Below are 18905 nucleotides of genomic sequence, written 5' to 3'. Positions count from 1 at the left end.
GAGAGAGCATGACTGACGTCGTCGTGGTTGAATCGCCTGCCAAGGCGAAGACAATCAATAAGTATCTTGGAAGCGGTTATACCGTCCTGGCGTCGTTCGGCCATGTGCGCGATCTGCCGCCCAAAGACGGTTCCGTCCGCCCCGACGAAGACTTCGCCATGAGCTGGCAGTCCGATGAGCGCGGCATGAAACAGGTTGATGCGATCGTAAAAGCCCTCAAGGGCGCGACCACACTGTACCTCGCCACTGACCCGGACAGGGAAGGGGAGGCAATCTCGTGGCACGTGCGCGCCATGCTCGAAGAGAAGAAGGCGCTCAAGGGCGTAAATGTCCGGCGCGTCACCTTCAACGAAATTACCAAAAGCGCCATCAAAACCGCGATGGCGCACCCGCGCGATCTGGATATGCCGCTGATCGAGGCCTACCTAGCCCGCCGCGCGCTCGATTATCTGGTCGGCTTCACGCTCTCTCCCGTCCTGTGGCGCAAGCTGCCAGGATCGAAGAGCGCAGGCCGCGTGCAGTCCGTCGCGCTGCGGCTGATCTGCGAGCGTGAAGCTGAAATCGAGGTCTTCAAAACCCGCGAATACTGGACCGTCGCCGCAACGTTCATGACACCGGCCGGCGCCTCATTTACAGCGAAACTGACCCATCTGAACGGGCAGAAGCTCGACCAGTTCGATCTCGCCACGGAAGCCGATGCCGGAGCCGCACGGGATGCCGTGCTCGGAGGTAATTTCTCCGTCCGCTCCGTCGAGCGCAAAAAGGTTCGCCGTAACCCCCCGCCGCCCTTCACAACCTCGACCCTTCAGCAGGAAGCCTCCCGGAAACTGGGAATGGGCGCGCAGAACACGATGCGCACCGCCCAGCAGCTCTATGAAGGCATCGATCTGGGTGGCGAAACCGTCGGCCTCATCACCTATATGCGAACCGACGGCGTCACGATGGCCGGCGAGGCGATCGCTGATATCCGGCGTCATATCGGCCAGGATTTTGGCCCCGGCTACGTCCCGCCGCAGCCGCGCGTCTACACAACGAAAGCCAAGAACGCCCAGGAAGCCCATGAGGCCGTTCGCCCGACGGATGTCAGCCGCACACCCGCCTCGATGGCCCGCCACCTCTCGGACGAACAGCGCAAATTATACGAGCTTGTCTGGAAGCGCGCTGTCGCCAGCCAGATGCAGTCCGCTGAACTGGATCAGGTCGCCGTGGACGTCGCGGACGTGCCGGGAAAAACCGTCCTGCGCGCAACCGGCTCCATCATCGCCTTCGACGGCTTCCTGAAGCTCTACTCGGAAGGCAGGGACGAAACCGACAAAGCGGCCGACGATGAAAGTCGTATGCTCCCGCCGATGAACGAACGTGACCCGCTCAAACGCGGTGATGTCAAAGCCGAGCAGCACTTCACCCAGCCGCCGCCACGCTATTCCGAGGCGTCTCTGGTGAAGAAAATGGAAGAGATCGGCATTGGCCGTCCTTCCACTTACGCCTCCGTCCTCACCGTTCTGCGCGACCGCAGTTACGTGCGCCTGGAAAGCCGCCGCTTTGTCCCCGAAGACCGGGGCAGACTGGTAACGGCCTTCCTCGTGTCGTTCTTCGAGCGCTACGTCGATACGCAGTTCACGGCGGGCCTGGAGGAGCAGCTCGACGATATTTCCGGTGGCCGGGTCGACTGGCGCGCTGTGATGAGTGCGTTCTGGGAAGCCTTTTCGGCTGCCGTCGCCCAGACCAAAGATCTGACCATCACCGAAGTGATCGACGCACTCGATCGGGATCTCGGACCACATTTCTTCCCGCCCAACGCGGATGGAACAGATCCGCGTCACTGCACGGCGTGTGGCACCGGCAGGCTCGGCCTGAAACTCGGGCGCTACGGCGCGTTCATCGGTTGCTCGAACTATCCTGAATGTCAGTACACCCGCCGGCTGGCGATCGATGGCGGAGAAGGTGACGGCGGTGAGGGGCTGAAAGACGGCATGCGCCTTCTGGGCCAGCATCCCGGCACCGGCGAGGATATCACTCTGCGTCGTGGCCCGTGGGGGCTTTACGTGCAGCAGGGTGAGCCAGACCCCGAAGACAAGAAAGCCAAACCGAAGCGGGCGTCATTACCGCGCGGCATGGAGGGGGCCTCCATCACACTGGATCAGGCCGTCGGTCTTCTCAGCCTGCCCCGGATTGTCGGCATCCATCCTGAATTCGGCGAACCTATCGAAGCCGGTCTGGGCCGCTTCGGACCCTATGTGAAAATGGGTGCCATCTACGGCTCGCTCGACAAGGACGATGACGTTCTGAGCGTCGGCCTGAACCGTGCTGTCGATGCGCTGGCGAAGAAGATGGCGTCCATCCGGACCCTCGGCACGCATCCGAAAGACGGTGAACCGGTGCTCGTCCGCAAGGGACGGTTCGGTCCCTATGTTCAGCACGGCCAGGTGGTGGCGAACCTTCCCCGTGGCGAGAGCATGGATGACACCACGCTCGACGGCGCGCTGGTTCTGCTCGCTGAAAAGGGCAAACCACTGAAGGCAAAGGGTGGTAAGACCGCCGCGAAAAAGACGACAAAGCCTAAGGCAAAAGCCACCGCGACAAAAAAAGCTGCGGCGGACGGAAAAACTCCGAAGAAAAAACCCGCGACGACAGCGAAAGCCGCAAAGCCGAAAACGACCCGGAGCAAAGCCGCGAAAAGTAAAGCAACGAAGGACGCGGACTGAGCTTTACACCAGACCAGAGGAACGCGGAGCAGTAGCGTGAAGACGCGTCGGTTAACGCCGGTCGACCGGGATGCTTTGCTTAACGTGCTCCGGTCTGCCGTGCAGCCGCTTTCCGTCGGAGACATACTGCGTGCGCTGGGGATCGGCGCACCGCAGAAGGCCGCCCTGCGTGAACTGTTGCACGTCATGACGCTGGAAGGCGTCTTCTGTGAGCAGGGTCTGGCAGGGAAAATTCGTGGCGTGCGTGATCTCCCACTCGTCAGCCCCGTGGTCATAACCGGCATGGATCGCAACGGTGACCCCGTCGCCCGCCTGATTCAGCGTGATGGAGTGTTGTCACAGCCGGGAGAAGATGCCCGGCCATCGGTCGTGTTCATGACCCGCGAACTTCCGGGCCGACCGCCGCTGATCGCCGGCACCCGCGTTCTCGCGCGATTAAGAGCGCTGGGCTCCGGGCGATTTGAGGGACGAACCCTGCGTGTTCTCGATGGTCCCGCTGCAAAACTCACTGGTCTGCTGCAATCAGCCCCCGCAGGGTATCTGATCGACCCCGTTAATCCACATGCGGATGGCCAGTGGCATGTCGCTCCGGACGACAAAACCAGTATCGCCTCAGGTGAATTCGTTACCGCGATCCCGATCGCGAAACGCGACGCGCGTGTGACGCGAATACTGGGCCGGGGCGATGATCCGGGCATCGTGAGCCAGCTCAGCATCGCGGATTATGATCTGCCTGAGGCGTTCCCGGAGAACGTCGATCATGCAGCGAATGCCTGCGAAACGGTCGACGTCACCGCGGCGCTCGCTGCGGGACGCCAGGACAGGCGCACCATCCCGTTCATAACTGTGGATGGCCCGGATTCCCGTGATTTCGACGATGCGATATGGGCCGACCGCGACGGGGACGGGTTCCGCCTGATCGTCGCCATCGCCGATGTGGCTCATTATGTCCGGCCCGGATCAGCCCCTGACCGCGAAGCCCGGCAACGAGGATTGTCAGTCTATTTTACCGATCGTGTGATCCCCATGCTGCCGCCGGAACTGTCCGATGATCTGTGTTCGCTCCGACCGGGGATCGACCGGCTCTGTGTCGCATTCGACATCCGGATCGATTCAGCCGGCCACCAGCGGGACATACAGATTCAACGTTGCATTATGCGCAGCCGCGCACGTCTGACCTATGATCAGCTCCAGAGCATGTATGAAGGCGCCGAAAGCGTGCCCGGAGAACTGCCGCCCGGTCTGATCGAAACGCTCTATGCCGCCCATGCCACTCTGTCCGCCGAAGGTCGGAAGCGTGGCGCTCTGTCGCTGGAACGGAACGAATATCGGGTATCGATTGCTCCGGATACGAGAAGTCTGACAGCCGCTCCGATGGCGCCACTCGAAAGTCACCGGCTGATCGAAAATTTCATGGTGCAGGCCAATCTCGCCGCCGCCCGAACGATGAAAAGTCGTCGTCTGCCCGGAATTTTCCGAATTCATCCGGCTCCGCCAGACCCGGAGATGGTGCGGGCGAACCTCATGGGCGAAGCACCTGTTCCGGAAAAATCCGTGCTGCCTGCCGCATCTTACAGCAGCACCGCATCAGCGCATTTTGCGCTTGCTCTTGATGCCTACGCGCACGTTACGAGTCCAATCAGACGTTATGCGGATCTGGTGTGTCATCGTGCTCTCCTTGGAGAAGCAGAAAACGACTCTGATCGCCGGCTTTCCGGAAGCCTGACAACGCATCTCGATTTAAGGGAAGCCCGGGCCGGTTGCGCCACGCGCGATGCGCAGCGCCGACTGCTCGGATGGTATCTTTCACGTCAGACAAACCGGATTTTTACAGGCTATGTAACAGGCGAGACCCCGTTCGGCGCTCTGGTCTCATTGACTGAACCCGAGCTTACCGGTCTGTTGGTGTCTGACCCGGCAGTCTGCGAAAATATGGCATCAGATTTGAACAGGATAAGCAAAGAACGGCCCGAATCCGGGATGCTTCGTCATGCTTCGTCCGGTCAGCGGATTCCAAAAAAAGGAACGGCAGTCCGCGTGCGACCGATAGCGCTCAGAGAAGCCACTTTTCAGTGCATTTTTGCGCTCGCGGACAGGCAGCCATGACCAGGGCCGCACTGCTGTCCATCGCGGAGCATGCCTCCCTTCTGCGGACTCGTCCGTCTGTCAGCCGCTCTCTACATGTCGCCGCCCCGGCAATCATCCTGATTCTCTGGCTCGCCGGTGCCGCATACGGCCAGAGTGTCTCCGCCCGGGATGAAGACGGAACCGCCCCGGAACAGGGAACCGGCCGCTCTCCGGCGCCGGTCGCGCGACCGGTTCACGCCGAACAGTCCGCCCGCCCGGACACGGTTCCGCCCTCCGTCACGCCTGAGGGGCAGGTCGTGCAGCCCCGGATGGACACCGCTCTCATGCGCTCGGTGATCGCCACGGCAATGGCCTTTCTCGAGCCGCGCACATTGCAGCCTTATTCCGCCCGCCAGTTCAGTCTGTGGGGGCTGGGAGGGATCAGTTCGCTGGACCCGTCATTCCGCGTGCTGGAAGGACTCTCCGGCCTTCAGCTCATGCTCGGACAGACAACGTTGTTAACGCGCGCCATCCCGCCGGCAGACGATATGCGCGGCTGGACAGACGTCGACACGGCCTTTCTGGCGGCTGCCTGGGATCATTCCGATACCATTCGGGCAGCAGGTTCCGACGGGCTCGCTCAGAGCTTTTTCGACGAACTGTTCAACCATCTCGACCCGTATTCGCGCTATGTCGCACCCGCGCCAGCCGATAATGATCGCGAAGCGAGAAGCGGAGGCATGGGCGAGGCCGGCCTCTCGTTCGGTGAGCGAACCCGTTCCGTGCCGACACGATCCGGACGCGGCGCCGGTCGGGAACAGCACATGATTGTGGTGACCGCCGTCAACACCAACGGCCCGGCCTGGCCAGCCGGCGTCGATGTCGGCGAGGAACTTCTGGCAGTAAACGGCCACAGCGTAGCCGGGCGCTCCGTTGCGGATGTGGACGCCATGGTGAAGGGGGAGCCCGGCACGGTGGTGACGCTGAAGCTGGCCTCAACGCCGGGCGGACGTGCCAAAACCGTCTCATTGCAACGCGCGCAGGTTCCTCCCGAGACAGTCTTTGCGTTTACAAGCGGACCGCTGGTCGTTCTCCGGGTAACGTCTTTTTCCAGCGAGACCGCTGAAGAGATGAGCCAGTATCTCGATCAGGCATCACAGGACCATCGTCTGCGCGGACTGATTCTTGATCTTCGCGGAAATCGCGGAGGCGTCCTCCAGCAGGCGGTCACGGCGGCCGCTCTCCTCCTGGACCGCGGTGTCGCCGTAGTAACAAAAGGACGGGATCCGCAGGCCAACCATATCTGGGCGGTTCAGGGCGGCGACATGACCAGCGGGCTGCCCGTCGCCATTCTGGTCGACGGAAGGACAGCCAGCGCCGCAGAAATACTCGCGGCAGCGCTGGCGGATCACCACCGTGCGGTCGTTATCGGCAGCGCCACACTGGGGAAAGGGCTTGTGCAGACCGTCGCGCAGCTCCCGGACCGGGGCGAACTGTTCGTAACATGGAGCCGGGTGATCGCTCCCGGAGGCTGGCCCCTCCAGGCACTGGGCGTCATGCCGCAGCTTTGCACAAGCCGGGGCGCCGCGGATGCGCAGCGACAACTCGAGGCGCTTGAGGCAGGACATGCCCTTGATCCGGAACCTGTCAGTCAGTCTCGTCTGGCGCGATATCCTGTGCCCGTTTCGCATATCCTTGAGATCCGTAAAGCCTGTCCGGCCGCTCTGGGAGGCGATATGGACCTCGAACTGGCCCGCAGCGTGCTGGAAAACCCGACCGCTTACCGCACCGCGCTCGCCATGGTGCCGGAAGATACGAATACAGATACCGGAGCTGAATAATCTGTGAGTGAACCCCGACTTAAAACCGCGCTCTGGGTGAGCGCGGTCCTTCGTCAGTCTAATCAGGCCGGATATCCGGCTATGAGACTGCGGCGGGGAGACGAGGATGCCGGAGGCGTTCTCGCCATCCTGCTTGATCCGTCAGAACAGGCTGTCGTGCTTGCCCAGACGCGTGCGCCTGACGGTTCGCCAGCATGGATACGTGGCAGCGGTTCTGAACCCGTCAGCGAAGCCGATGCCAGCGCCTATGTCACACGTCAGGTCGGACGGGATCCGGATCTGTGGGTGCTGGAGTTTCGCGTAACCGACTTCACACCCCCCTTCGAAGCACGCCTGTTGTGACGATCCGGGATGTTTTCCTCAAAAGAGTCGTAAATAGTTGTAAACGAGCCACAGTTTCCGGACTGCCAGCCATGTCGAAGGAACTTCGGGGGTCACAGGCGTTTTTTACGGGTGGTTCCGTGATTCAGGCTATTGTTTCCGCACCTGATGACGCGGGAAAAAGGTTTCCTGCGCAGTTATGAAGCGGGCGCCGGAGAGCGGATCTGCTGTTCCGAGTTGCGCGAAACCCCGCTTTCGGCAAAACAGTGCCAGGTGGTATGACGTCAGATCGCGTTACCGGATGGTCGGCACAGGGCGGACGGCGGTCCGGGCATGAGGAGAACATAATGAAGCTGCGTTACAGGTTTCTCGCAGGCTCTGTCCTGTCAGCGCCGCTTATCGCATGTGTTCTGTCCAGCCCGGTACTCGCTCAGCCAGTTCAGGGAATTTATGTTGCGGGCGAAGGTGGCGCGACCTTCAACCAGGACCAGCGGGTCCGTTCCAGTGCAATGTTCCCCGATGGCCGTGATCGCTGGCGCACCGGCGCCGTGGGAATCGGCTCGGTCGGTTACGGACTTGGAAACGGGTTTCGTGTCGAGGTCGAAGGCAATTACCGCAACATGGATTATCAGCGCTTTGTGACGAATTCCGTGCAGTCACGAGCGGATGGCCGACGCCAGACTTATGGCGTCATGGCGAACGCGCTTTTCGATATGGATATCGGCAAAAGCTGGCTCTTTCCCTATTTCGGCGCCGGTGTTGGCTACGGCTGGACCGCCATGAACACGTCCATCACCGCTCCGGGCAGCACATTGTCCCAGCATGTTGGCGGCACATTCGGAAACGTTACCTATCAGGGCATTTTCGGTCTGGCCTTCCCGGTGCCCTGGGTCGTGGGCCTGTCCGCGACAGCGGAATACCGTTTCTGGACGATGCTCGGCCCGCAGTCCCATGGTTCAACGGCTATGGGAACGATCGGCGGCAGGAACGTTGCGAAACAATATAGTTTCGCGTCCGGCAACCGGGATACAGTGACCGACTTCAATCACTCCCTGATGCTCGGTCTGCGTTACGAGTTTAATCCCGCGCCGCCTCCGCCGCCTCCGGCGCCACCCGAGATTACCGCTCCTGCTCCCGCCGCCGCCCGGACCTACCTCGTATTTTTTGACTGGGATAAATCCGGTCTTACCGACCGTGCCCGGTCGATCGTCGCGGTTGCCGCTCAGGCTTCAGCCCATACTGCTCTCACGCGGATCGAAGTCTCCGGCTACACGGACTCGTCCGCAGCCCATCCGGGACCGCGCGGAGAGAGCTACAATATGACATTGTCTCTGCGGCGCGCGAACGCGGTGAAAGCCGAACTGGTGCGTGACGGCGTGGCAGGCACGATCATCGGCGTGAATGGCTTTGGCCAGACACATCAGATCGTCGCAACCGGACCAGACGTGCGTGAACCCCAGAACCGTCGCGTGGAAATCATTCTCCGGTGATTTTCATCTGATATCAGAGGCTGAGGAGACCGGCCTCCGGATGAGAGCGTCCGGGTTCTGTTAGCGTTACGTGCGGACACCTTCTCAGGGCTTTGCCCTGGAACCCACCAAAGGTCGCAGACCTTTGGAAACCTGCTTATTGATTAACATATCGGGGTGAAGGGGTCCGCGACCCCTTCCGGGTTCGGACAGATCCCGATCTTTTGTTAACCCTTTGAAATAATATCAAAGATCAACACGTAATGACAACAGAGGCTTTGGAAACCGGCCTGTTTATCAACGGATCAGGGCGAAGGGGTCTGCGGCCCCTTCCAGGTGTGCGCACAATAAACACGCCACCGGACGCCAGAAACAGCGAGGTTGCTCTGGAAGCGGAAGCAACCTCGCGAGTTCCTCAGAGCCCGTTGAAAAGCGAAGTGGACAGATAGCGCTCGGCAAAAGACGGCGCGATGGCGACAATGGTTTTGCCCTCATTCTCCGGTCGTCTTGCAAGCATGATCGCGGCGTGAAGGGCGGCTCCCGATGAAATCCCGATCGGGATACCATCAATACGCGCACAGCGCCTCGCGGACGCGATGGCCTCCCGTTCAGAAACAGTCAGCACGCCATCCAGAGATGAAACATCCAGTGTCTGAGGACAAAACCCTGGTCCGATACCCTGTATGCCGTGAGGCCCCGCTTCGTCACCATTCAGGATCGCACTTTCAACAGGTTCAACGCCCCAGACTTCCAGCCCCTTTTTCCGGGGCTTCAGCGCATGAGCAATGCCCGAAGCCGTCCCGCCAGTCCCCACGCCGGCAACGACGATATCGACCCCGCCATCCGTGTCCTGCCAGATTTCCTCAGCGGTTGTCTTTTCATGAACAAGAGGATTGGCCGGATTCTCGAATTGCCCGGGCATCCATGCATCCGGCGTGGTTTTGAGGATCTCTCTGGCGCGGGCAATAGCCCCGGCCATCCCAAGCCGTGACGGCGTCAGTTCAACCTGAGCATCCATAAGACGCAGCATTTTCCTGCGTTCGATCGAAGCACCTTCAGGCATCGTGACAATCAGCCGGTATCCTCGTGATGCCGCGACAAATGCCAGCGAGATGCCGGTATTACCGGAAGTTGGCTCGACAAGGACGCTCCGTCCGGGCGTGATCAGCCCTTCCTGCTCCGCGGCAATGACCATTGCCGCCCCGATTCTGTCTTTTACCGAGCCCAGCGGATTGAAAAACTCCAGCTTGAGAAGCACGTCAGCAGGAAGATCATCCTCTTCCGTCAGGCGTGGCAGCGCAACGAGCGGCGTTCCGCCAACAGCCTCTACAATGGAGTTGAAAACCCGCCCATGCGGCGGAGCGAACCCGAAATTTCCGTGCTGAACGTCTGTTTTTGAGGCCATCCGGATTTCTCCTGCGAATACCCAACGGGCAGGGTTATGATGAATAATTTCCAGAGTATAGCACGTGGTGTCGGCGTGGATAATGTCATGCGAGAGGTTATTTACATCTGATCAAAAGCATATGTGACGAACCCCTTTGTCTGAGGTATAGGTGGGGTGAAAATAATGGCATCCGGGGAACGATTATGCTGCTGCGCCGGGATCGCGCACTTATTGCCGTGCTTATTATGCTGGATGTCGCATTCCATGCGGGAAGAACCGGTACGGTGAGCGCCGCCGATATCGCCGAACGCGCAGGTCTGGCCCGTCGTGGAATCGAACCGCTGCTACAAACTCTCTCGCGCTCTTCTCTGCTTGAGAGCGTGCGCGGCCCTCGCGGTGGCTATCATCTCGGGCGTCCCCGCCGCGATATCAGTGTCGCCGAGATCGTCGCAACAGTGGTGAATACCGATGCCGAGAGCGATGACGGACCATCCGGCGATCTGTTCGGAAAAGTCATCGACCCGTTCTGGTCCGAACAGGAAGAAGGGCTGGTGGCAAAATTGCGTGAACTGACCCTTGATGATCTCGTCAGGCGTGCCGAAGCCGCAGGCCTCCGCAAGCCTCTGACCGAGCCGATCTCGTTCTCGATCTGACTTGCGCCGGAAACAGACCATCAGGTGGTTTGTTTCCGGCCAGACACCAGCCTGATTCAGTTCTGTGCCACGTTAACCTGGTGACTGGCCGTGCCGTGCGTGCCAGACCAGAGAGACAGTCCGGCAGCGACGAAAATAAACGTTATTTATGCCGACGGCGGGTCGTCGTTTTCTTTGCCGGCTCTTTGCCTGCTTTTGCCGGTGCAGCAACCGCAGGTTTCGGCATCACAACTCCTGTCGCGTCCACGGTTGCATTGACCGTAAGCCGATCCCGTTTCTGACCAGGGCCACGGATCAGAATTGCCGTGAACGTATCAGAGCCTGCGTAACCCATTGATGGCGTGTAAGAGACCTGCACCTGACCGTTCAGAGTGTAGAGAAACGCTTTCCCATGTTCAGGTGCCGGCGAGACACCGAAGGAAGCATAACTTCCGCCATCGGGCGGCGCGACACTCAGAAGACAGCGCCCGTCGTCACTACGGACAGTCATGGAGCTCACAAGAACTCCGGTCGCTCCTGCCTGAGGCTTTGACACCTGACAGACAGCAGACGTTCTGACACTGCCGAAAGGGTCCGGAGTTCCGGAAGCACCCGTCTGAAGCGGACCATGGTTGCATCCCGTCAGAAGACCGGCAGTAAGGACCGGCATGACAAAAACTCGCAGTCGCACGCAAAGGCTCCGCAATTCTGTTGAGTGGAAAAGTCTTCGACCTGACCGCGATTCGCGGCCGGTCAGGATGACACACGCTCTAGAGCAACATGCCCGCGGTTGAAAGGCCGCGTTCCGGCATGGATGGCACGCAGGCACTTCGATTCGGCAGAAGTGACGGTGGAAAGCTCCCGAATAATCACCCGGATCAGGGCGTGGCAGGTATGCAATTTATTGAAGGGCAATGGTTTATCTTTTAAATCCGCGTTATAGCGCAACCACTCCACAAACAGGTTTCAAAAAATTCTCGCCACCGGTGAACTGCGCGGGCATATCACATGGCGCGAATCTTCTTTGGAGAGACTTTTCATGTCCTCGGCTTTCTCTCGTTTTGCTGTCGCCGGAATCCTCGTCGCCGGCCTGTCATGCAGCACGCTGGCTTCCGCAGCGAGTTGCGGAAGTTCTCCGGCTCGCGAAGCTTTCGATATTCAGGGACTGAAAAGCGAACTTATGGTCACGGCCCTGTCGTGCAGGGCTCAGGACCGCTACAATGACTTCGTGGCAAAATTTCGTGGCAGCCTGCTGGCCGGCGAGCAGCGTCTGAATACCTATTTCAAGACGACTTACGGCAAGAGCGCCCAGCGCGAGCATGATGATTACATCACGCAGCTTGCAAATGTTCAGTCTGAACGCGGCGTCCAGTCCGGAACGATTTTCTGTCTCCAGCGACTGGGGATGTTTGATGAGGTCGCCGCTCTCGATAACGATCATGATCTGTCGAGCTACGCACAGGCTAAAGATATTGTGCAGCCTGCAGTGTTCGAGACCTGCGAAGCACCTTCGGTCGATAAGAGTCCGGCAAGACGGCGCAGCCGCACAAAGCGCGCCTGACGCATTGCCGGCTGTCTGAAAGCCGAAGGCGTGCGAGAGACTTCTTGACGAATCCTGCGCGCCGGGGGACAGACCCGCCATGAGTGATCTCTTCTCGACAGACGGGGCCTCCCCGAAGCAGCCTGAATCCAGAGAGCCACGCGCTGCCCCGGCGCCATCGGCGGCCGGGGACAATCGCTACGATGCCAGCGCGATCGAGGTTCTTGAGGGACTTGAGCCTGTCAGGCGCCGTCCGGGCATGTATATCGGCGGGACGGACGAAACCGCGCTCCATCATCTCGCCGCCGAGATTCTCGATAACTCAATGGACGAAGCTGTTGCCGGTCATGCGTCCACGATCGATGTCACGCTTGAGCGCGACAACTGGCTGACGATTCGTGACAACGGGCGTGGCATCCCGGTCGATCCCCATCCTCGTTTTCCTGACCGGTCCGCGCTGGAGGTGATCTTCACGACGCTGCACGCCGGTGGAAAATTCTCGGGTAAATCCTACGAAACGTCTGGCGGTCTGCACGGCGTCGGCTCGTCAGTCGTCAATGCGCTGACCTCAGCGTTTGAAGTCGAAGTCGCCCGCGACCGCGTTCTGTGGCGGCAGCTCTATGCCCGTGGTCTTCCGCTCGGTCCGGTCGAAAAAGTCGGCGCGGCGCCGAACCGGCGGGGCACACAGATCCGCTTTCATCCGGACCCCGAGATTTTCGGTACACATGTTTTTCAGGCGGCCCGCCTTTATCGCCTCTGCCGGTCCAAGGCGTTTCTCTTTCGCGGCGTGACAATCCGCTGGAGCTGCGACCCCTCACTGATCCGCAGCGGGGATTCAACCCCGTCTGAGGCAGTGCTCCATTTCCCTGGTGGTCTGGCGGACAGCCTTGCGGATGAACTCGGGCCAGCCGCACCGTTGCTCGCACCGCTCTGGGCCGGCTCAGCCGATCTCCCCGAGATCAACGGAAACGCCACAGGGCGGGTTGAATGGGCGATCGGCTTCCTTGAGTCGGGCAACGCCAGCTTCGTTTCGTTCTGTAATACAATCCCCACGCCGCTGGGTGGAACACACGAGACCGGCTGCCGCGCCGCCCTGCTGAAAGGCCTGCGTGCGTGGGGTGAACAGCGCTCGAACCGGCGCGCCACGATCATCACAGCTGAGGATATTCTCGGAGCCGTCGCAGCACAGTTGTCGCTGTTCATCCGCGATCCGCAGTTTCAGGGACAGACCAAGGAAAAACTGACCAGCTCAGAAGCATCGAAGCTTGTCGAAACCGCTTTGCGGGATCGCTTCGATCACTGGCTCTCAGCCAATCCCACGCAGGCCGATGCGCTTCTCGCCTTCGTCGTGGAGCGCGCGGAAGATCGTGTGCGACGCCGTGAACAGAAAGATACGCCACGCAAAAGTGCTACACGCAGGCTCCGTCTTCCCGGTAAACTGACCGACTGCACCCGTGAAAAAGCCGCCGAGACAGAGATTTTTCTGGTCGAAGGCGATTCGGCCGGCGGTTCGGCCAAGCAGGCCCGAAACCGGGAAACGCAGGCCGTTCTGCCGCTGCGAGGGAAAATCCTCAATGTGGCGAGCGCCACAAATGAGAAGATGCGGGCCAATCAGGAACTTCGCGATCTGGTCGAAGCTCTTGGCTGCGGAAACGGAGATCACTTTGATCTGACGAAACTCCGTTATGGCCGCGTCATCATCATGACCGATGCAGATGTCGATGGTGCCCACATCGCTTCTCTGCTCATGACGTTTTTCTACCGTGAATTGCCGGAACTGATCCGGGCCGGACATCTCTATCTCGCGCAGCCGCCGCTTTACCGCCTGACGCAGGGCGCTAAAACAGTCTACGCAATGGATGATGCCGACCGGGAGCGGAAAGTAAAAACGCAGTTCAGGGTCAACACAAAAGTCGAAGTCTCGCGCTTCAAAGGTCTCGGAGAGATGCCTCCCAAAGACCTGAAGGACACGACAATGGATCCGACCCGCCGGACCTTGCTGCGTGTTATTGCCAGGCCGGAAGACCGCGCAGAAACCCGGGAACGGGTCGAAAGCCTGATGGGACGAAAGCCCGAGCTGCGCTTCGCCTTTATCCAGGAACACGCGCAGTCTGTGGAACTGCTTGATATTTAGGGTGTCAGGCAGCCCGCCATGGCGGGCAGGGGGTTAGTCCTGATCTGCTGTATTAAGTTCTTTCCGGTCTGAACGAGCTTTATCGCTGGCGTCGAGCACTTTCAGATCCTCAACGATCCGCTGGACCGGCCCGGACCAGTCCAGCGGCTTATCCTGCCGATAAATCCTGATAGAATCATACCACGGCGAATCTGTCCGGTGGGCAAGCCATCGCCAGCACTGGTCATAGCGCGACAGCAGCCATACGGGCTTACCAAGCCCTGCGGCGACATGCGCGGTCGAGGTGTCCACAGCAATAACGAGATCCAGATTGCTGATCAGAGCGGCGGTATCATCAAAATTATGCAGGCTGGCGGTGTCGTCAATAAGCCGCATGCCCGCTGGCGGGTGCTGTGCCTGTTTTGCTTTGTCCCCAACCTGAAGCGAGTAAAACAGGGCATCAGGAGCAGCCGTGGCCAGTGGCGCCAGGGTCTCAAGACTGGTCGACCGCCTCCGGTCAGTGATTTCCGCCTCCCTGATTTCCGCGTGCGGTGCGCCAGCCCAGACGAGGCCGATCCGAAGAGGATCGGCAACCCGCCCGAACTTTATGTCGTTCTCTGCAAGCTGCTGTGCCCAAAAAGCGACTTTCTGTGGATTTGCAGCGAGAAACCCACCCGAGGCCGGAATCGTATCCAGCGCGACGCCAAGCGCGAGCGGAAGACTGAGCACAGGGCATTGCAGATCATGCCAGGGAACAGGCTCTTCCGTCGTCACAAATTGATAGCCGGGAAAGGACTGTCTCAGGAGATCAGAAAGCTCCGGCCGTACACTTACGATAATATTGCCACCACGCTCAGCAGCGAGCGGAATGAACCGTGCGAACTGAAGCATGTCACCAAAACCGCCTTCTGTGTGGATCAGAAGCGTCTTTCCTTCGAAAGACGCTCCCGTCCACAAAGGGGCTGTCAGTCCGTGATGGCGTGTGGTGCGTGTCTTCCAGCGCCACTCATATTCAGCAAAGCCACTCCGATAATCTCCACCGGAGAGCAGCGAAATTGCAAAATTCGTATGATTTTCGGCATTATCCGGCGCAAGCCGCACGGCAATCCGATGGAATTTCTGTGCCGCTGCGTGCTCTCCCCGACAATCCAGAGCCACGCCCAGATTACTGAGAGCAAGAGGATGAACCGGGTTCAGACGCAGGCAGTTTGAATACGCCGCAATCGCCTCATCGTAACGCTGAAACTGCTGGAGCACATTCCCCAGATTGCTCCATGCATCCGGAAGATCAGGAGCCAGAGTGACAGCACGCATCAGCATACCATGCGCCTGCTCAAACGCTCCCAGACCCCAGAGAAGTCCTCCGTAATTGCTCAATATGCGTGCATCATCAGGGTTTCGGGCAAGCGCCTCCCGATACGCAACAGCCGCTTCATCCAGCCGGCCCGCGCGCTGCAATGCTTCGCCCTTTTCGTCGGCGGGCATGGAAAAATCCGGGGCGACCGGTGTCGGAACAGGAGCTGGCGAGGGGTTTTGCTTCATGCCCGAAGTTTCACCCGGACCATTTAAAAAACAGTGAGCGGACAAGCATTCGCCTGTCTGGTGCCGTCAGCTCAGGACTGGCACTGTCACCGGCACAAAGCTGTCATTCTGAGAGAGACAATCCATGTCCGCCCGAGCCAGTGCCGGAACGCCAGCAGGCCTGCCCAGGATTATGGCAGTGGCGCAAATGCTGGGATCGATTGCCTCTCTGCAACTCGGCGCATCCTGTGCGAAATCACTTTTTCCGGTCTTCGGCGCGGCGGGCGTGACCAGCCTGCGCATCGGCTTCGCGGCTCTCGTGCTCACCATCATTCTGCGCCCCCTGAAAATCAGGAGTCCCGCAGCCTGGCGTGCGGCACTGCCCTACGGCGCGACCACAGCCCTGATGAATCTGTTTTTCTATCTCGCGCTGGACCGTCTGCCGATGGGTATTGTCGTGGGGATCGAATTCATCGGTCCCCTGTTGCTGGGCCTGTGGCACTCACGCGGCCTGAAGGATCTCTTCTGGCTTGCGCTCACGGTTGCAGGCCTCATTCTTCTGCTCCGCCCGCATACAGATATGGGAAACCTTGACCCCATCGGGCTGCTGGAGGCGTCTCTGGCCTCAGTGTGCTGGGCACTTTATATTCTCTCCGGCAAACGCCTGACGGCCATCGTCGAACCAAAGATGGCGGCAGCGCTGGGCCTCGTTTCGGGTACCGTCTTCATCTCCCCGCTGCTTATCCTGACACTTGGCACGACAGCACCTGCACAGATGCATTATCTGCCGGCAGCCTTCCTCGTCGCGCTGCTGTCATCGGCGCTGCCCTACACGCTGGAATGCCTGGCGATGAGCAAACTTTCCACCAGGGATCTGGGCGTTCTCTACAGCCTTGAACCGGTGGCCGCAGGCTGCACCGGTTTTCTCCTGCTCGGAGAAACTCTTTCAGTTGCGAACATCCTCGGAATCCTGTCGATCGTCACAGCCTCCGCCGGCGTCGTTATGACTGGTCATTCGCCGGAAATCCCCGAGCCGCCGCCATGACGAATACGAAACAGGACCAATGGCCTTGGCAGCACGAGGCTCGTGTGCATCATGGCAATCAGTAAATAACCCGGAGCGCCTTCTTCATGACCGAAATCCCGCCACGTTCCAGCAGCTTCAGGCTGCGTCATCTGGCTGCCGGCCTCGGACTCATGCTGTCTGGCGTGACCGTGCTCGCTGTCCCCCCCGCAGAAAGCGCTCAGGCCGCCACTCCGGGCGCCAATGAGCCTCTCAAGCTCAAAGGACTTCATATTACGGGAAACAAGCTGGTTTCCACAGCGGACATCATGAGCGTGGTTCCATTTCATGTCGGAGACCTGGTGTCACAGGACCAGATCAGTCAGGGACTGGACGCCGTTGAAAACCTTTACAAGTCGAAAAATATCGGCGGTTCGTTCGGTGGTGGCTTGAAGTTCACCGGTAATACGGTGGACGTGTCCTGGGCCATTACAGAGCAGGCGCCACTCGCTGCGCCCGTCGTCGATGGTGTGGTTTTCTCAGGTAACTCCAAAATCCCGACCGACGCCCTGACAGCCGCGACAAAGCTGCGTCCGGGTTCTCCGGTCTCCGATGACGCGGTAAAAGCCGATCAGAAAGCAATCTCTGACCTTTACAAAAGCAAGCAGATCAGCGCGTCCGTTGGCATGACGCCAAGTTCACCCGTCCCGAATCACTTCGTAGTGACATGGAACATCGTGGAAAAATAATGCCAGCCCGGATTGAGATCGGCACACGGAAAGAGAGTCTCGCAGCTCTGCTCCACACCCCGCCAAAGCTCGCAGACCTTTGGAATCCGGTTTGTCATTCAACTTTATGCGGGTTGGTATAAGACCAGCACGCATAAAGCTGAATGACATGAAAAAAGCCCGGGCGCTGCCCGAACCAGGAAGGGAGCGCGGCCCTCTTTCCGTGTGTCAGCCGCAACGCTGGCTGGTCTGACAGGCGGATAATGGATGCTTTCAGGCGAACGAAATACCTGAAAGCAGTCATCCGTTCCGGTCAGGCAGACAGTTCACCAATCGCCGGACGATTAAGCATCGCCATCAGTTCCCGACGCGTGTCGGAATTTTCCCTGAACACACCAAGCATACGGCTCGTCACCATTGAAACGCCCGGACGATGCACGCCCCGTGTCGTCATGCACTGGTGTCCGGCCTCCAGAATAACCGCCGTCCCGTGAGGCTCCAGAACGGTGTCGATCGTGTTGGCAATCTGCGCCGTCAGACGCTCCTGAATCTGGAACCGTCGCGCATACGCATCAACAACCCGCGCCAGTTTTGAAATCCCCACCACCCGACGTCGCGGCAGATAGGCAACATGCGCCCGCCCGATGATCGGCGCCATGTGATGCTCGCAGTGGCTCTCGAACCGGATGTCACGAAGCAGAACAATCTCGTCGTAATCATCAACTTCGGAAAATGTCCGTGCAAGAAGTTCTTCCGGGTTAACGTGATAGCCCTCGAAAAATTCCTCATAAGACCGGGCCACGCGGGACGGCGTGTCATGCAGCCCCTCGCGCTGCGGATCCTCGCCCGCCCATCGCAAAAGAACGCGCACGGCATCCTCAGCTTCCTGCCGGGACGGACGTGAACCCGGGGGCAGGGGGACATTCGGAGCGGACGAATTGCTCATGACGTAAAATCTCTTTTTCACAGGTTATGGCCGGCGCGACATCACGCGTCAGAGGCGCGGTGTCTGATCGGGAAGGCTTAATGCACGAGACCAGACTGATACGGACTGTCCAGACTGAAGGGCGGGATACGAACGTCAAACAAACGTCCCGTGGGCTCCTCGATCATCCGGTAGAGGCCGCGCATGATGCCACTCGGCGTATCAAGGGCTGCCCCGGAGGTATATTCAAAGCCGGAACCCGCTTCGATCACAGGCTGCTCGCCAATGACGCCGTCCCCCCGGACGCGATCAATATGCCCCAGACCATCAATGATTTCCCACGAGCGTTCGAGCAGTTGCACCGTTCTGTCACTGTGGTTCTCGATGCGGATCCGATAACCCCAGCAGTAATTATGTTCCTCCGGCTGCGACTGATCGTCGAGCCAGAAAGCGCGCACGATCACCCGCACGCCTTCCGTCGTGTCCTCATAAGCAGGCAGACTGGCAATCGCTTCGGAAAGCGCCGCTTCCGGATCTGTGAAAAGTTTCGGCGGCATTGGCGGCCTGGAGGACATCGCGGGTTCTACCCCCTTGTAAATCACCGGAACCTGGTCTGGTCAGAGCGGACAGCCCGACCAGACGAAATGTTCGTC

The 18905-nt window shown here is 59.6% G+C and carries 15 protein-coding genes; 10 read left to right on the top strand and 5 right to left on the bottom strand.

Annotation, left to right across the window (positions count from 1 at the left end):
- The first annotated feature begins 8 nt into the window (after positions 1-8).
- The 5 genes from topA to GOB85_RS01850 all read left to right on the top strand — a co-directional run bounded on the left by topA (position 9) and on the right by GOB85_RS01850 (position 8424).
- The gene (gene topA, locus GOB85_RS01870; protein WP_173575880.1) at positions 9-2705 is read left to right on the top strand and encodes a type I DNA topoisomerase; all 2697 of its coding nucleotides are present in this window, start codon (positions 9-11) and stop codon (positions 2703-2705) included.
- Between the two features lie 36 nt (positions 2706-2741).
- Positions 2742-4811, top strand: a complete 2070-nt coding sequence (locus tag GOB85_RS01865; RefSeq protein WP_173575879.1) for an RNB domain-containing ribonuclease — start codon at positions 2742-2744, stop codon at positions 4809-4811.
- Positions 4808-6613, top strand: coding sequence for a S41 family peptidase (locus GOB85_RS01860; RefSeq protein WP_173575878.1), 1806 nt, complete (start codon positions 4808-4810; stop codon positions 6611-6613). The genes GOB85_RS01865 and GOB85_RS01860 overlap by 4 nt, the downstream gene beginning before the upstream one ends.
- Before the next feature lie 3 nt (positions 6614-6616).
- The gene (locus tag GOB85_RS01855; RefSeq protein WP_173575877.1) at positions 6617-6955 is read left to right on the top strand and encodes a DUF1491 family protein; all 339 of its coding nucleotides are present in this window, start codon (positions 6617-6619) and stop codon (positions 6953-6955) included.
- 326 nt (positions 6956-7281) lie between these two features.
- Positions 7282-8424 (top strand): OmpA family protein, encoded by a 1143-nt coding sequence (locus tag GOB85_RS01850; protein ID WP_173575876.1) that lies wholly within the window; start codon positions 7282-7284, stop codon positions 8422-8424.
- 394 nt (positions 8425-8818) lie between these two features.
- Here the strand turns inward: GOB85_RS01850 and cysK are convergent, their stop codons facing one another.
- Entirely contained in the window at positions 8819-9808 is a 990-nt protein-coding gene (gene cysK, locus GOB85_RS01845; RefSeq protein WP_173575875.1) for a cysteine synthase A, read from the bottom strand.
- A 185-nt stretch (positions 9809-9993) separates the two neighbouring features.
- Between cysK and GOB85_RS01840 the strand changes: the two genes are divergently transcribed.
- Complete coding sequence (locus tag GOB85_RS01840) at positions 9994-10443, top strand: Rrf2 family transcriptional regulator (RefSeq protein WP_173575874.1); 450 nt, start codon at positions 9994-9996, stop codon at positions 10441-10443.
- 142 nt (positions 10444-10585) lie between these two features.
- On the opposite strand, the gene GOB85_RS01835 is transcribed toward GOB85_RS01840, so the two are convergent.
- Positions 10586-10942: an Ig-like domain-containing protein gene (locus GOB85_RS01835; RefSeq protein ID WP_242011204.1), complete on the bottom strand. Its 357-nt coding sequence runs from the start codon at positions 10940-10942 to the stop codon at positions 10586-10588.
- A gap of 519 nt (positions 10943-11461) precedes the next feature.
- Between GOB85_RS01835 and GOB85_RS01830 the strand changes: the two genes are divergently transcribed.
- Complete coding sequence (locus GOB85_RS01830; protein WP_173575873.1) at positions 11462-11983, top strand: hypothetical protein; 522 nt, start codon at positions 11462-11464, stop codon at positions 11981-11983.
- A gap of 79 nt (positions 11984-12062) precedes the next feature.
- On the top strand, positions 12063-14096 hold the full coding sequence (gene parE, locus GOB85_RS01825; RefSeq protein ID WP_173575872.1) for a DNA topoisomerase IV subunit B: 2034 nt from the start codon (positions 12063-12065) through the stop codon (positions 14094-14096).
- A 33-nt stretch (positions 14097-14129) separates the two neighbouring features.
- On the opposite strand, the gene GOB85_RS01820 is transcribed toward parE, so the two are convergent.
- Positions 14130-15560 (bottom strand): tetratricopeptide repeat protein, encoded by a 1431-nt coding sequence (locus tag GOB85_RS01820; protein ID WP_173575871.1) that lies wholly within the window; start codon positions 15558-15560, stop codon positions 14130-14132.
- Positions 15561-15741: 181 nt separating this feature from the next.
- On the opposite strand from GOB85_RS01820, the gene GOB85_RS01815 reads away from it, so the two are divergent.
- The gene (locus GOB85_RS01815) at positions 15742-16641 is read left to right on the top strand and encodes an EamA family transporter (RefSeq protein ID WP_173575870.1); all 900 of its coding nucleotides are present in this window, start codon (positions 15742-15744) and stop codon (positions 16639-16641) included.
- A gap of 86 nt (positions 16642-16727) precedes the next feature.
- Entirely contained in the window at positions 16728-17348 is a 621-nt protein-coding gene (locus GOB85_RS01810) for a POTRA domain-containing protein (protein WP_173575869.1), read from the top strand.
- 292 nt (positions 17349-17640) lie between these two features.
- On the opposite strand, the gene folE is transcribed toward GOB85_RS01810, so the two are convergent.
- Together folE and apaG are read right to left on the bottom strand one after the other, a co-directional pair.
- The gene (gene folE, locus GOB85_RS01805) at positions 17641-18273 is read right to left on the bottom strand and encodes a GTP cyclohydrolase I FolE (RefSeq protein WP_173575868.1); all 633 of its coding nucleotides are present in this window, start codon (positions 18271-18273) and stop codon (positions 17641-17643) included.
- A gap of 77 nt (positions 18274-18350) precedes the next feature.
- Positions 18351-18809 (bottom strand): Co2+/Mg2+ efflux protein ApaG, encoded by a 459-nt coding sequence (gene apaG, locus GOB85_RS01800; RefSeq protein WP_242011203.1) that lies wholly within the window; start codon positions 18807-18809, stop codon positions 18351-18353.
- Positions 18810-18905 lie beyond the last annotated feature (96 nt).

The sequence above is a fragment of the Acetobacter fallax genome (assembly GCF_011516735.1).
Classification (GTDB): Bacteria; Pseudomonadota; Alphaproteobacteria; order Acetobacterales; family Acetobacteraceae; genus Acetobacter; species Acetobacter fallax.
Note: the sequence above shows the minus strand (reverse complement) of the source record. Positions and strands in the feature narration are given on the sequence as shown.

Coding starts and splice junctions, on each gene's coding strand:
- GOB85_RS01815 (WP_173575870.1), top strand. CDS start 15,742: ATGTCCGCCCGAGCCAGTGCCGGAACGCCAGCAGGCCTGCCCAGGATT.
- GOB85_RS01830 (WP_173575873.1), top strand. CDS start 11,462: ATGTCCTCGGCTTTCTCTCGTTTTGCTGTCGCCGGAATCCTCGTCGCC.
- folE (WP_173575868.1), bottom strand. CDS start 18,273: ATGAGCAATTCGTCCGCTCCGAATGTCCCCCTGCCCCCGGGTTCACGT.
- GOB85_RS01850 (WP_173575876.1), top strand. CDS start 7,282: ATGAAGCTGCGTTACAGGTTTCTCGCAGGCTCTGTCCTGTCAGCGCCG.
- GOB85_RS01810 (WP_173575869.1), top strand. CDS start 16,728: ATGACCGAAATCCCGCCACGTTCCAGCAGCTTCAGGCTGCGTCATCTG.
- cysK (WP_173575875.1), bottom strand. CDS start 9,808: ATGGCCTCAAAAACAGACGTTCAGCACGGAAATTTCGGGTTCGCTCCG.
- GOB85_RS01860 (WP_173575878.1), top strand. CDS start 4,808: ATGACCAGGGCCGCACTGCTGTCCATCGCGGAGCATGCCTCCCTTCTG.
- topA (WP_173575880.1), top strand. CDS start 9: ATGACTGACGTCGTCGTGGTTGAATCGCCTGCCAAGGCGAAGACAATC.
- GOB85_RS01820 (WP_173575871.1), bottom strand. CDS start 15,560: ATGCCCGCCGACGAAAAGGGCGAAGCATTGCAGCGCGCGGGCCGGCTG.
- apaG (WP_242011203.1), bottom strand. CDS start 18,809: ATGCCGCCGAAACTTTTCACAGATCCGGAAGCGGCGCTTTCCGAAGCG.
- parE (WP_173575872.1), top strand. CDS start 12,063: ATGAGTGATCTCTTCTCGACAGACGGGGCCTCCCCGAAGCAGCCTGAA.
- GOB85_RS01840 (WP_173575874.1), top strand. CDS start 9,994: ATGCTGCTGCGCCGGGATCGCGCACTTATTGCCGTGCTTATTATGCTG.